The organism is Streptococcus cristatus ATCC 51100 (assembly GCF_011612585.1).
Taxonomy (GTDB): domain Bacteria; phylum Bacillota; class Bacilli; order Lactobacillales; family Streptococcaceae; genus Streptococcus; species Streptococcus cristatus_H.
The window spans coordinates 1,690,974-1,703,715 of sequence record NZ_CP050133.1 but is presented as its reverse complement, the minus strand read 5'-3'; the positions used below and the strand labels follow the sequence as shown (position 1 = coordinate 1,703,715).

Annotated in this window: 13 protein-coding genes; 8 read left to right on the top strand and 5 right to left on the bottom strand. The window is 42.3% G+C overall.

The features are described 5' to 3' along the window. Window positions 1-45: 45 nt before the first annotated feature. The 3 genes from recD2 to rnhC all read right to left on the bottom strand — a co-directional run bounded on the left by recD2 (window position 46) and on the right by rnhC (window position 4,002). Window positions 46-2,406 carry an SF1B family DNA helicase RecD2 gene (gene recD2, locus HBA50_RS08445; protein WP_045498523.1) on the bottom strand — a complete coding sequence of 787 codons (2,361 nt, stop codon included), beginning with the start codon at window positions 2,404-2,406 and terminating at the stop codon, window positions 46-48. Between the two features lie 75 nt (window positions 2,407-2,481). Further along, complete coding sequence (gene lepB / locus HBA50_RS08440) at window positions 2,482-3,114, bottom strand: signal peptidase I (protein ID WP_045498526.1); 633 nt, start codon at window positions 3,112-3,114, stop codon at window positions 2,482-2,484. 3 nt (window positions 3,115-3,117) lie between these two features. Continuing rightward, window positions 3,118-4,002 carry a ribonuclease HIII gene (rnhC, locus tag HBA50_RS08435; protein ID WP_045498529.1) on the bottom strand — a complete coding sequence of 295 codons (885 nt, stop codon included), beginning with the start codon at window positions 4,000-4,002 and terminating at the stop codon, window positions 3,118-3,120. 225 nt (window positions 4,003-4,227) lie between these two features. On the opposite strand from rnhC, the gene HBA50_RS08430 reads away from it, so the two are divergent. From HBA50_RS08430 to HBA50_RS08415, 4 genes are all read left to right on the top strand, one after another. Further along, complete coding sequence (locus HBA50_RS08430; RefSeq protein ID WP_005592399.1) at window positions 4,228-4,401, top strand: class IIb bacteriocin, lactobin A/cerein 7B family; 174 nt, start codon at window positions 4,228-4,230, stop codon at window positions 4,399-4,401. Window positions 4,402-4,469: 68 nt separating this feature from the next. Continuing rightward, window positions 4,470-4,694 (top strand): hypothetical protein, encoded by a 225-nt coding sequence (locus HBA50_RS08425; RefSeq protein ID WP_235285264.1) that lies wholly within the window; start codon window positions 4,470-4,472, stop codon window positions 4,692-4,694. Between the two features lie 351 nt (window positions 4,695-5,045). Next, entirely contained in the window at window positions 5,046-7,199 is a 2,154-nt protein-coding gene (gene comA, locus HBA50_RS08420) for a peptide cleavage/export ABC transporter ComA (protein ID WP_045498536.1), read from the top strand. 14 nt (window positions 7,200-7,213) lie between these two features. Next, window positions 7,214-8,569 (top strand): bacteriocin secretion accessory protein, encoded by a 1,356-nt coding sequence (locus tag HBA50_RS08415; RefSeq protein WP_045498538.1) that lies wholly within the window; start codon window positions 7,214-7,216, stop codon window positions 8,567-8,569. Window positions 8,570-8,669: 100 nt separating this feature from the next. Here the strand turns inward: HBA50_RS08415 and HBA50_RS08410 are convergent, their stop codons facing one another. Both HBA50_RS08410 and HBA50_RS08405 read right to left on the bottom strand, forming a co-directional pair. Beyond that, on the bottom strand, window positions 8,670-8,945 hold the full coding sequence (locus HBA50_RS08410) for a hypothetical protein (RefSeq protein WP_005591088.1): 276 nt from the start codon (window positions 8,943-8,945) through the stop codon (window positions 8,670-8,672). A gap of 9 nt (window positions 8,946-8,954) precedes the next feature. Beyond that, window positions 8,955-9,365 (bottom strand): HIT family protein, encoded by a 411-nt coding sequence (locus HBA50_RS08405; protein WP_005591086.1) that lies wholly within the window; start codon window positions 9,363-9,365, stop codon window positions 8,955-8,957. A gap of 67 nt (window positions 9,366-9,432) precedes the next feature. Between HBA50_RS08405 and HBA50_RS08400 the strand changes: the two genes are divergently transcribed. The 4 genes from HBA50_RS08400 to trmB are packed head-to-tail and all read left to right on the top strand — an operon-like array spanning window position 9,433 to window position 12,687. Then, the gene (locus HBA50_RS08400; RefSeq protein WP_005591084.1) at window positions 9,433-10,164 is read left to right on the top strand and encodes an ABC transporter ATP-binding protein; all 732 of its coding nucleotides are present in this window, start codon (window positions 9,433-9,435) and stop codon (window positions 10,162-10,164) included. Further along, complete coding sequence (locus tag HBA50_RS08395; RefSeq protein ID WP_045498541.1) at window positions 10,161-11,207, top strand: ABC transporter permease; 1,047 nt, start codon at window positions 10,161-10,163, stop codon at window positions 11,205-11,207. Before HBA50_RS08400 ends, HBA50_RS08395 begins: the two co-directional genes overlap by 4 nt. 50 nt (window positions 11,208-11,257) lie before the next feature. Continuing rightward, on the top strand, window positions 11,258-12,052 hold the full coding sequence (ccrZ, locus tag HBA50_RS08390) for a cell cycle regulator CcrZ (RefSeq protein ID WP_005591081.1): 795 nt from the start codon (window positions 11,258-11,260) through the stop codon (window positions 12,050-12,052). Next, window positions 12,049-12,687, top strand: coding sequence for a tRNA (guanosine(46)-N7)-methyltransferase TrmB (gene trmB / locus HBA50_RS08385; RefSeq protein ID WP_045498545.1), 639 nt, complete (start codon window positions 12,049-12,051; stop codon window positions 12,685-12,687). Before ccrZ ends, trmB begins: the two co-directional genes overlap by 4 nt. Window positions 12,688-12,742: the final 55 nt, after the last annotated feature.

Sequence of the window (12,742 nt, the reverse complement as noted above, 5' to 3'; positions counted from 1 at the left end):
TAAAGTAAAAAGGAGTTGAGAGTAAATCTCAACTCCTTTTTGTGTTTATTCTCCAAAAATACTGTGAATATCTTCTTCTGTTATCCCAATCATAGGATCAATTTTCTGGAAGTTTTCCTCTGTTAGGGCATAGTTTTCCACAGGCGATTTGCTGTTATCCACAGGATTGTGGATAATTTCTTGAGGGGATTCTACATCCCCAAAACGTTCAATCAGATAGGTTTTGCGGGCCGTTCCAGTATTCTTTACAGCGTAGTCAAAGGCTGACTTTTCCCCAAGTAGGATCAGTTTGCTCTTGGCTCGGGTAATAGCTGTGTAGACCAGATTGCGCTGGAGCATGCGGTGGCTGCTTCGGGTAATGGGAAGGATAACCACGGGAAACTCGCTACCTTGAGACTTGTGGATGCTCATGGCATAGGCTAGGCGAATTTTGTACCATTCGCTGCGCTGGTAGCTAATTTCATTGCCGTCAAAGTTGATGGTTAATTCGTCCTGCTTGGACTCGGTGTACTTAGCTGGGAGCAGGTCTACGATGTAGCCTAAGTCACCGTTAAAGACATTGCTTTCTGCATCATTGACCAAGTGGATGACCCGGTCTCCTTGTCGATATTGGCAGTCAGGTGCCTCAAAGGTCAGCTGATCTTTTTCCACAGGATTGATCAGATTTTGCATGAGGTTGTTTATCTGGTCAATACCGGCCTGTCCGCGGTACATGGGAGCCAGCACTTGCACATCTTGAGCTGGGATGCCACTGCGAATAGCTGCGCTGGCAATTCGTTCAATCATGGGCGGGATGTGTTCATTTCGAGCTTCAAAATAAGATCGATCCGCTTTTTTTTCAGTAAAATCTTCTGGCAGTAGTCCCTTTTGGATTTGACTAGCCAGAGTAACAATAGTCGAATCTTGGCTCTGACGGTAAATTTTTTCCAGCTTGGTTTGGGGGATACTCGGTATTTGCAGTAGGTCAGCTAATACCTGCCCAGGACTGACAGAGGGTAACTGCTCTGCATCGCCCACCAAAAGCAGTTTGGTATTGGAGGAGATATTACTGAGGAGCTGATTGGCCAGCCAAGTGTCCACCATGGAGAACTCATCAACAATGATAAAATCAGCATCCAGATAATCATCCAAATGACTGGTATCATCATCTCCAGTCATACCGAGATGTCGGTGGATCGTAGCGCTGGGTAGTCCAGTCAGTTCGTTCATACGGCGAGCAGCTCGACCAGTCGGAGCAGCAAGGAGAATGGGCAAATCTGCCTTCTTTTTCAAATCCAACTCTCGAAGCTGGCTATAGACGGAAATGATACCATTGATGACGGTTGTTTTTCCTGTTCCTGGTCCACCCGTCAGGATAAAGACTTTTTGTGTGATAGCGTCGAAAATGGCCTGCTTCTGAATCTGATCATAGTGGATGCCTAGGTCATCTTCAGCCTGGCTTATGGCATCGAGGATTTTCTCTTCTTCAAAGCGATCCTGATGGCCTTTTTCCAAAAGGCGAATTAGATTGCTGCAGATGCCTTCCTCGGCAAAGAAGAGACTGTTTTCAAAAATCTTAGTCTCAACATTTTGGACTTTGTCTTCTTCAATCAGGTGAGCCAATTCATCGGCTACCAGACTAGGGTCTAGCTCTACTTGACGCGAACTCTCCAGAAGATCAATCGTATGAGCCAATAGGTCTCTAGCTTCCAAATAGGTATCTCCGGTTTCCATGGACTGGGTCAGGAGGGTATGAATCAAGCCAGCCCGAAAACGCTCAGGGGCATCACTTTCAATTCCCAACTGCTGAGCCAGCTGGTCAGCAATTTTAAAACCGATACCTTGGATATCTTCAACTAGCCGGTAGGGATACTGCTTGACGATTTCAAGCGTTTCTTCCTTGTAGGTTTCCTGAATCTGAAAGGCTAGTTTGTTGGGAATGCCGTAGGCAGCCAGCTTAGCTAAGACCAGCTCTGTTCCATAGTTGAGTTGCAGTTTGGCAACAAAGGCTTCTCGATTTTTGGCGGAAAGGCCAGTGATTTCTTTGAGTTTTTCTGGCTCAGCTAAAATCTTATCAATGGTTTCGTCCCCATAAAGATCCACAATTTTTTGGGCTGTCTTGACACCGATACCCTTAAAGTGGTCACTGGAAAAATATTTAACCAGCCCCTTACTAGTCGGTTTTGCCCTCTCATAGCGGGAAATTTTTAGCTGCTGTCCGTACTTGGGATGCTGAACTAGATTGCCCCAAAATGTATAATCCTCGCCTTCGATAATATCGGCCATGGTTCCGGTCACGATAATCTCAAAATCATCAAAATCTTCACAATCTGTGTCTTGGATATCCAAGAGGAGGATTCGAAAGAAATTGCTGGGATTTTCAAAAATGATGCGCTCAATTGTGCCTGAAAAATAAAATTCTGTCATTATTTATATATGCTCTTTAAAAAGCAAACCCAGCTGAGTAGTCAACTGAGTTTGGAGGGGGTATACTCTTAAGTATTAGTAAGTCTTGAAAGGTAGGATTGGCCAGATACGGAATTTAGCTTCGCCTTGAATCTGACTGGATTTAAAGGCACCGACCTGCCGGCTATCCTTGGATACAATGCGATCGTCACCTAAAAGCAGGTACTCATCATCTAGGAGTTTGATGGTAAAGACGGGGCTACCTTCCTTGTCCACGGTAAAGGCCTGGGCTTGAGAGGCAAGCTTGCGGAAGAAAGTTCCGTTGTCCGTATAATCCTTGCCTACATAAGTAGATTGGAGCTTGTCCTTTTTGAATTTCTTGATGTATTCTGTTAAGTAAGATTCGTCAGTTTTTTTACCATTGATATAAAGGGTGTCGTTTTCGTACTGAATGGTATCGCCCGGAAGGCCAATGACTCGCTTGACGACTTCTTTCTTTTTGCCATCGTCATCCTGTTCAGAGGCTACGACAATATCGAAACGATCAATGGACTGGTGTTTCAAAACCATCAGATACTCCCCATTTGCTAAGGTTGGGTCCATAGAGTGGCCGTCTACCTTGACAGGTGCCCAGAGTAGCCAGCGAGTGAGTAAGATAACAGAGATAATCAGGGTAAAGACTCCCCACTCCTTGAGGAAGGCACGGAAGTCAAAGCGTTTGTTTTTCATAGTCTACCTTTCTAAGAGCTTTTTAGCTTTTTCTGTATTTTTAAAATGAAGTTTAGCGGTATGCTGGAGGCCAGCCATTCCATAGGCTTGGAGTATTTGGCTAGCAACCTGGTCGCTCTTGCTTCCAGCTCCACTCGGAAGGGTATAGCCAAGCTCTTGGCTCAGATTTTCCAGATTTTCCAGGAAGAGGTCGCGAGCGATAATGGAGCTAACAGCGACAGCTAGAAACTTTCCTTCCGCTTTCTCGATGAGGCTAACGGGATTTGGAAAATGATTCTTTTCATTTTGTAGGTATTTGTCATAATTCTGCTGACTGGTAAAGGCGTCAATGACGATTTTTTCTGGTGTTAAACCTTTTTGCAATAGCAGATAAATGGCTTGATTGTGAAGAGCCACCTTGACAGACACAGCATTGTAACCAGAGGCAATCACTTCGTTATATTTTTCTGGAGACAGGAGCAGAGCCTGATGTTGGATTTCCTTTTTCAAAATCGGTGCCAGTTGCCGAATCTTAAGGTCGGTCAAGGCCTTCGAATCGCCCACGCCCAACTTACACAAGAAAGCGTGCTGTTCTGGACTGACAAAGGAAGCAACAACTGCTAAACCACCAAAGTAAGAGCCATTTCCGACCTCATCCGTACCTATAAGGGAGATCTTCTGAGAAGTCTTGCTGGCTTCCTCGGCTTGATGGCCGAAAAAAGCAGCATAGTGACCAGCTTTTTCTCCTTGGAAAAGAACCTTGCCAGAAGTATAGATACTGACAGTTGCCTGGTTCAATTTCAGTAGATATTGGATATACTGATTTTTACTAGGCACAAGCTTGTCTTGATATTTCTGGACAAAAGCCTCAATTTCTGCTCGTTTAGGACTTAAAGTTATACTTTCCATAGCCCCTATTGTACCACAAAATGAAACTAGGGAAAATGGGAAAAAGAGGATATTTCAAATATTATAAAAAAATTACACATTTTTCTTCTCAACATGACATCAATGTCATGTTGAACCACATATGGTTGTTGTATAATATAGGTGTTGAGTCAATGTTTGAAAAAACTGACCGCAAACAATATATTAACAAGGTTAAGGAAACCTTGTAAAAAAAGGAGAACACATATGGAAAACTTTGCTATGATGGACAACCAATTTGCTGCGTTGACTGAAGAAGAAATGATGATGATCGACGGTGGATGGGCATTCTATGGTATCCCTGTTGACATTTTCACAGTATCATTGGCTATTTTGGGTGGCTCATTGGTTTCAGGCTTCTTAGTAGGACTTTTCAGCTAATTTAATATTTTAAATAGAAGAAGGTGAATTTTATGAACAAAGATTTTAAATCATTAGATCAAAAATTTATGCCTCTTACTGAAGCTGAATTGGTTGAAGTAGAAGGTGGATGGGTCGGTGGTGACCTTGTACGTGCCGTATTTGATATCGGTCGTGAAGTTGGTCGCACTGTACGTGGACTTGCTATTCGTGCATATGGTCGTATTCGTTCTAGATTTGGATCACGTTCTGGCTCTAGCAATCGTGGTGGCGCTAACAACGGTGGTGCTGCAAGCCCAGACGTTTTTAACTAATATTTTTTGTTTCGACATAGAGCCTCTTGTTCGTCTTGATTTGGACAAGAGGCTTTTTAGTGTAAAAGTTACATTATGTCTGTTTTTTAAGTAATTTTGTGCTTATATAGAGTAAAACGACTGATACCATTGGAAAAATACGCCACATTAGTGTATGATAGAGATATCTATTTTTTGCTTGTTATGAAAGTTCTTTCCCTAATTTATACTTGTTTTTATTAGAGAGAACCGCTATGGATAAAGTTGACAAGCAGTTTGTGTTGAATAGTATGTTTACTAATTAGGAGTTTTTATGTGAGGGTCGCTCTCCATAAAAAGCAAATTTACACTTTTGTGAATAAAGGAGTTTGTATGAGATTTACAAAGCGTCATTATAGGGCTCAAGTTGACGCGAGAGATTGTGGTGTAGCAGCGCTGGCCATGATATATGGCTATTATGGTTCCTATTATTCTTTGGCTAGTTTGCGTGAAATGGCCAAGACAACTTTAAGAGGAACAACTGCTTTTGGGCTAGTGAAGGTTTCGGAAGAGTTAGGTTTTGAAACACGAGCCTTTAAAGCGGATATGTCTTTATTTGACATGAAGGGCATCGTTTATCCTTTTATCGCCCATGTTATCAAAGACAAGAAATTGCTTCACTATTATGTTGTGACTGGGCACGATAAACATTCGGTTTATATTGCGGATCCAGATCCGGCTGTTAAAATGACCAAGCTTTCTAAGGAACAGTTTGCGCAAGAGTGGACAGGTGTCTCTATTTTCATCGCCCCAGCGCCAGAATATAGACCACACAAGGAAAAGAAAAACGGTCTCTGGTCTTTTGTTCCGATTTTAATGAAACAAAAGGGACTGATTGCCAATATCGTTATTGCAACGATGCTGGTGACGATTATCAATATCGTGGGCTCTTACTACATGCAGGGGATTATTGATACTTACGTACCGAATCAGATGAGGAATACCTTAGGAATTATTTCTCTCGGTCTAATAGTTGTCTACATTTTGCAACAGGTCCTAACTTATGCTCAGAGCTATCTGCTTCTTATTTTAGGCCAACGCCTTTCGATTGATGTGATTTTGTCCTATATTAAGCATGTCTTTCATCTACCGATGTCTTTTTTTGCGACGAGAAGGACAGGGGAAATCGTATCGCGCTTCAACGATGCCAATAGTATCATTGATGCCTTGGCCAGCACCATTCTGTCCATCTTTTTGGATGTCTCTATCGTTGTCGTTATGGCAATTGTTTTGTTCTCACAAAACTTCTATTTGTTCTTTATCAGTTTGCTCTCGCTGCCAATCTATATCGTCGTGATTTTTGCCTTCATGAAGCCATTTGAAAAAATGAATCGCGATACGATGGAATCCAATGCCATCCTGTCTTCTTCCATTATCGAAGATATCAATGGTATTGAGACGATCAAATCCTTGACAAGTGAAGATTTCCGCTATCAAAAAATTGATAGAGAATTTGTTGACTATCTAAAGAAATCATTTACTTATAGTCGAATGGAGAATATCCAAATCGGTTTGAAGAAGACGGCTCAGCTCTTGCTGAATGTTGCAATCCTTTGGATGGGAGCTCTTTTGGTAATGGACAATAAAATGACCTTGGGGCAGTTGATTACTTATAATACTTTGTTGGTTTATTTCACAAATCCGCTGGAAAATATTATCAATTTACAGACCAAGCTTCAGACTGCACAAGTTGCCAATAATCGCTTGAACGAGGTTTATCTGGTTGACTCTGAATTTATGGATAAAAAAGCGATCCGTGATTTGAGCATGACCAAGGGCGACATTGAGTTGAGAAATGTCAGCTACAAGTATGGCTATGGACGAAACGTTCTGTCGGATATTAATTTGACCATTGAAAGAGGCAGCAAGGTGGCCTTTGTAGGAATTTCTGGTTCTGGAAAGACGACTCTTGCCAAGATGATCGTGAACTTTTACGATCCAAACGAGGGAGAAATTCTGGTTAATAATATCAACCTCAATCAGATTGACAAGCATGTCTTGCGCCGTCATATCAATTACTTGCCGCAACAGCCTTATGTTTTTAATGGTACCATCTTGGAGAATGTTCTCCTAGGTGCCAAGCCCGGAACGACTCAGAAAGAAATCATTCGGGCGTTGGAAATTGCAGAAATTCGTGAAGATATTGAACGGATGCCTTTGAATTACCAAACAGAATTGACATCGGATGGTTCAGGAATTTCAGGTGGTCAGCGTCAGCGCTTGGCCTTGGCTCGGGCTCTTTTGACAGATGCTCCTGTTTTGATCCTTGATGAGGCGACCAGCAATCTGGATATCTTGACAGAGAAAAAGATTATTGACAACCTTTTGGAGTTGGACAAGACCATTATTTTCATTGCCCATCGATTGACCATTGCGGAGCGATCTGAAAAAGTGGTTGTTCTGGACAAGGGTGAAATCGTGGAGCAAGGAACACATGAAGAGTTGGTTGCTCAGGATGGCTTCTATGCTCATCTGGTGAATAGTTAGAAAGGAGAAAGAAGATGGAAGAACATTACTTAGAGAGTGCCGAATTTTATAACCGTAGATATTCTAGCTTTTCTGTGCGCGTGATTTTACCGACTTTCTTCTTGTTGATTTTTGTGGTCTTATTCTCCCTCTTTGCTAAAAAAGAAATCACTATTACTTCAGGTGCTTCTATTGAACCTAGCAAGATTCTGGCTAACATCCAATCAACCAGTAACAATGCCATTGTCACTAATAATTTGAAGGAAAACAAGGTTGTTAAAAAAGGGGATCTTTTAGTTCAGTATAAGTCTGATAGCGAAAATACTCAAAAAGAAACCTTCTCCTCTCAAGTAGAAAGCTTGAAGGAGCAAAAACGTCAGTTGGAGCTGCTGCAAGAAAGTCTGAAGACGGGGACTAGCCAGTTTTCAGGAGAGGATCGCTTCGGCTATGAGCAAGCATTTAATGATTATAAGAACCAAGCTGCGAGTATCCGTAGTAATACCGAACAGCAAAATTCGACCATTGCTTCTCAAAATTCAGCAGCTAGCAATTCACAAGCAGAGCTGGGGAATCTGATCAATGAAACAAATGCCAAATTAGCAGATTATCAGACCCTTAGAAATGCTATCCAAAATGGGACAAGTGTCCCTTCGACTAATGCTGGTTATAGCATTTATCAGGCTTATGAGGCGCAAGCTGCTGCTGATAGTCAAGGTCAGCTAAAGAGTCAAGTTCTGTCGCAGATTGACAATCAGATTTCCCAGTTTGAATCAGCTCTTTCGGGCTATCGAGTGCAGTATGCAGGTTCCGGTGCTCAGCAAGCCTATTCTGGTAGCTTGGATAGCCAGCTTGAGTCTTTGAAAGCTCAGCAGTTGACTAAAGTTGGTCAAGAATTGACGGCCTTGAATCAAAAGATTTTAGAAGTTGAAAACAATCTCAAGGTGCAAGGTGGTATTACTCAAAAGGGCGTGATCACAGCAACTGAAGATGGTATTCTCCACCTAAATCCTGAAACAGCAGGAGCGAATCTGGTTCCTGAAGGGAAGTTGCTTGCTCAATTGTATCCTGTTTTGACCAAGGAAAAAAAGGTCGTTATCACAACCTATGTGACCTCAAAAGATGTTGCTAGTCTGAAAAAAGGTGAGACTCTGCGTTTCACTGCAATGGATGGAAATAATAAAGAATTTGTTCTCAAATCTAAAATTTCAAACATTGACAACAATGCGACGAAAACGGAAAAAGGCAACTTCTTTAAGGTTGAAGCTGAAATAAGCTTAACGGATGCCCAAGCCAAGAAGATACGTTATGGTATTGAAGGTCGTGCAGTAGTCATCACAGGAAGCAAAACTTACTTTGACTATTACTTGGATCAATTCTTGAGAAAGGACTAAAGGAAGAATAGTTGATAAGTTTTGATTGAAGTTTTTATCTCTCAAATATGAAAAAAACCATGGCTGTGTCCATGGTTTTTCTTGTTATGAGAGGGGAATTCTATTGCCAGATGTCCTGTATTTGCGTGATTTGAGCTTGGGCTTGTTTCTCAAAAATCTTGTATTTGTAAGTCAAGTCCTGAGCCATTTCCTTGATATTGTCTCGCTGTTCTTGGATAATGGCGAGATTGTGCTGGATGTTAGCTAAATTATCCTGAATTTTATCTAGGATATCAGATGTTTCGACGACTTCTTGGCTAATTGTCTTCCGGTTTTTGACCAATCGGTAGCTGGTCCAGGCGGCACCTGTGAACAGCATAAGATTTGAAAATTTCATAGTTCCTCCTTAAGCTTGAGCAATCTTTTCAGCCAATTGAGCTAAGGCTGGAAAATCTGGTTCGTGGGTTTCAAAGCTGATTTGTAAACCGTCTGTCTCTTCATAGCGAGGAGCTAGGTGGACATGGGTATGAAAGACGGTCTGGCCGGCGATTTCTTCGTTGTTGTTAAGGATGTTCATGCCCTTGGCGCCTGTTGCTTTCATGACCTTGCGGGCGATGTCTGGGACACGAGCGAAGAGCTGACTAGAACTGTCTGCATCCATTTCTAGGAGGTTTCTGAAATGCTGCTTGGGAACGACCAAAGTATGGCCTGGAGTGACCTGAGAAATGTCTAGAAAGGCAACTACCTGGTCATCTTCATAAACTTTAGAAGACGGGATCTCCCCTGCAATAATCTTACAAAAAATACAATCAGCCATAAATGATACCTCTATTCGCTAGATTTTGTTATAATATAAGAACTATTATACCAGATTTGGAGAAAATATGTTAGAAATCAAAGAGCTTACGGGCGGCTATGTAAATATCCCGGTTTTAAAGGATGTCAGCTTTGAAGTGGGCGATGGTCAGCTGGTCGGTTTAATTGGTCTCAATGGTGCTGGTAAATCCACTACCATCAATGAAATTATCGGTTTATTGACACCTTACAAGGGAGAAATTCGGATTGATGGTTTGCAGCTGGGAAAAAATCCTAGCGCTTACCGTAAGAAGATTGGCTTTATCCCAGAGACACCGAGCCTTTATGAGGAGTTGACCCTGCGTGAGCATATTGAAACGGTTGCCATGGCTTACGATATTGAGCAGGAAGTCGCTTTTGAGCGCGTGGAGCGCCTCTTAACTATCTTCCGACTCAAGGATAAGTTGGACTGGTTTCCAGTGCATTTCTCTAAGGGGATGAAGCAGAAGGTCATGATTATCTGTGCTTTCGTGGTAGATCCTAGTCTTTTTATCGTGGATGAGCCTTTTCTGGGGCTGGATCCGGTAGCTATTGCAGACCTTATCCAGCTCTTGGATGAGGAAAAGAAAAAAGGTAAGTCCATCCTCATGAGTACCCATGTTTTGGACTCAGCTGAGAAGATGTGTGATAGCTTTGTGATTTTGCATAAAGGGCAGGTGCGCGCCAAAGGCAATCTAGCTGAGTTGCGAGGAGAATTTCAGATGCCGGACGCTAGTCTCAATGACATCTATCTGGCCTTGACGGAAGAGGCTGCGCTATGAAAGAAGTATTTTCTAAACGCAAGCAAGATTTCCGTCAGCGGTGTCTGAAGTATCTGCGCTATGTTCTCAATGATCACTTTGTCTTGTTTCTATTGATTTTTCTCGGATTTCTGGCGGTTCAGTACAATCAATTGCTGCGGAATTTTCCTAGTCAGTCTTGGCCGATCATAGTAGGATTAGTCTTGTTTTCTGTGGTCATTCTTCCTTTTGGTAATATTGCAACCTATCTTGAGAAGCCGGATAAGCTCTTCTTGCTAGTGCAGGAGCGGGCAGTTATTGAGTTTGTCAAGGGACAAATCCAGCGTTCGTATATTCTCTTTGGTCTGCTGCAAACCTTGTTGCTGATCTTGCTAGCCCCCCTGTTTTTGGCTCTAGGTTTGCCATTCTGGGATTTTGGGCTGTACTGTCTCCTTATGTTATTGCTAAAATGGCTAGTCTTTCAGTTCAAAGGGCGTCGCTTTTTCTTGTTTGATCGTCTCAATTGGCAATATGCAATTGCAGCTGAGGAAGGCCGCAAGCAGAAAGTTCTTCGTTTCTTTGCCCTCTTTACAAATGTGAAAGGCATTTCTAATAGTGTCAAAAGAAGAGCTTATTTGGACGGGCTGACGAGACTTTTGCCTAAGACCCATGCTAAGACTTGGCAAAACATGTTTTTACGCTCCTATCTTCGCAATGGCGATTTATTACCTCTGACCTTGCGTCTTCTACTTTTAGCCCTCTTAACGATTGTCTTCGTCAGCCAGTCTTGGATTGCTGCAGGTTTTGTCGTCCTTTTTAACTATCTTCTGCTCTTTCAGTTGCTGGCCTTGTATGAAGCCTTTGATTATCAGTATTTAACCCAGCTTTTCCCGCTGAATAGTAAGTCTAAAATCAAAGGCGCAAGACAGGTCATCATAGGGGTTGGGCATAGTGTTTTGCTTTTTGAAACGCTAGTGGCAGTGCTCTTTTTCCAAGATAGAATGGCAGTGTTAGCAATGCTTGGAGTGACAATCTTTTTGTATCTAGTCTATTTGCCATATAAACTAAAAAGATTGGTTGACTAAAAGAATGAAAATTAGTAAAATAGTGAGGAAACTTTTTAAGGAGGGGAATCATGGTCTTGGTTGATAACGAGCTAGCCCTGACACCAATAGCTGGTAAGAGCGGAAAGGCCTATATGGGAACTTATCCAGACGGGGGGCGAGTTTTCGTCAAGATGAATACGACCCCGATTCTGGCAGGCTTAGCCAGAGAACAAATTGCTCCGCAACTTCTGTGGAGTCGACGCTTGCCAGATGGCAATGTCATGAGTGGACAAGAGTGGCTTTCAGGTGCCATTTTAACGCCTAATGATATGTCTAAAAAGCAAGTGATCAATATTTTAACGCGTTTGCATCGGTCGAAGCCTCTGATGACTCAGTTGGCCAAATTGGGTTATATTTTGGAAACGCCAATCGATCTAATCAATAGCTGGCTTAATCAAGCACCAGTCGTTTTAAGGAACAATCAGTACCTGCAATCTATTATTCGGGATTTGCGGCAAACGGTCCCTGCTTTTCGTGAAGACTATGCAACGATTGTCCACGGTGATGTACGACATAGCAACTGGTTTCAGACGGATAGTGGCTTGATTTATTTGGTGGATTGGGATTCGGTTCGGCTGACGGACAGAATGTTGGATGTTGCTCATATATTGAGTCATTATATCCCAGATACCAATTGGCAGGAGTGGTTGACCTACTACGGTTATAAGTACAATGACAAGGTTATCAAAAAACTGTATTGGTTTGGTCAATACTCTTATTTGATGCAGATTGCTAAATATTACGAAAATAATGATTTAGAAAATGTGAACCGGGAGATTTACGCTCTACGCAACTTCCGTTCTAAGTATGGAAAGGTAAGATGAGAGTAAGAAATCGTAAGGGGGCGACTGAACTATTAGAAGCGAACCCCCACTATGTGGTTCTAAATCCAGTTGATGCCAAGGGAAAGTGGCGAGAAATTTTTGGAAACGACCATCCGATCCATGTTGAAGTTGGGAGTGGTAAAGGAGCTTTTATCACAGGGATGGCCAAGGCTAATCCAGACATCAATTACATCGGGATTGACATTCAGAAGTCTGTCCTTAGTTACGCCTTGGATAAGGTTTTGGAGGCTGATGTACCCAATATTAAGCTGCTCTGGGTGGATGGTTCGGAATTGACCAACTATTTTGCAGACGGAGAAATTGACCGACTTTACTTGAACTTCTCTGATCCATGGCCTAAGAAACGGCATGAAAAACGTCGCTTGACCTATAAGTCCTTCTTGGATACCTTCAAGCAAATTTTGCCAGAAAAAGGTGAAATCCACTTCAAAACGGACAATCGTGGCTTGTTCGAATACAGCCTGGTCAGCTTTTCGCAGTATGGCATGGTTCTCAAAGGTGTTTGGCTGGATCTTCATGCCAGTGACTTTGAAGGCAATGTCCTAACTGAGTATGAACAAAAATTTTCTAGCAAGGGTCAGGTTATTTACCGAGTCGAAGCAGAGTTTCAATAAAAACACAGAGAGTCCTAAACAGGTTTTCTATCTCAAGTGTCGGATTTTATGACTG

Coding starts and splice junctions, on each gene's coding strand:
- recD2 (WP_045498523.1), bottom strand. CDS start 2,406: ATGACAGAATTTTATTTTTCAGGCACAATTGAGCGCATCATTTTTGAA.
- lepB (WP_045498526.1), bottom strand. CDS start 3,114: ATGAAAAACAAACGCTTTGACTTCCGTGCCTTCCTCAAGGAGTGGGGA.
- rnhC (WP_045498529.1), bottom strand. CDS start 4,002: ATGGAAAGTATAACTTTAAGTCCTAAACGAGCAGAAATTGAGGCTTTT.
- HBA50_RS08430 (WP_005592399.1), top strand. CDS start 4,228: ATGGAAAACTTTGCTATGATGGACAACCAATTTGCTGCGTTGACTGAA.
- HBA50_RS08425 (WP_235285264.1), top strand. CDS start 4,470: ATGCCTCTTACTGAAGCTGAATTGGTTGAAGTAGAAGGTGGATGGGTC.
- comA (WP_045498536.1), top strand. CDS start 5,046: ATGAGATTTACAAAGCGTCATTATAGGGCTCAAGTTGACGCGAGAGAT.
- HBA50_RS08415 (WP_045498538.1), top strand. CDS start 7,214: ATGGAAGAACATTACTTAGAGAGTGCCGAATTTTATAACCGTAGATAT.
- HBA50_RS08410 (WP_005591088.1), bottom strand. CDS start 8,945: ATGAAATTTTCAAATCTTATGCTGTTCACAGGTGCCGCCTGGACCAGC.
- HBA50_RS08405 (WP_005591086.1), bottom strand. CDS start 9,365: ATGGCTGATTGTATTTTTTGTAAGATTATTGCAGGGGAGATCCCGTCT.
- HBA50_RS08400 (WP_005591084.1), top strand. CDS start 9,433: ATGTTAGAAATCAAAGAGCTTACGGGCGGCTATGTAAATATCCCGGTT.
- HBA50_RS08395 (WP_045498541.1), top strand. CDS start 10,161: ATGAAAGAAGTATTTTCTAAACGCAAGCAAGATTTCCGTCAGCGGTGT.
- ccrZ (WP_005591081.1), top strand. CDS start 11,258: ATGGTCTTGGTTGATAACGAGCTAGCCCTGACACCAATAGCTGGTAAG.
- trmB (WP_045498545.1), top strand. CDS start 12,049: ATGAGAGTAAGAAATCGTAAGGGGGCGACTGAACTATTAGAAGCGAAC.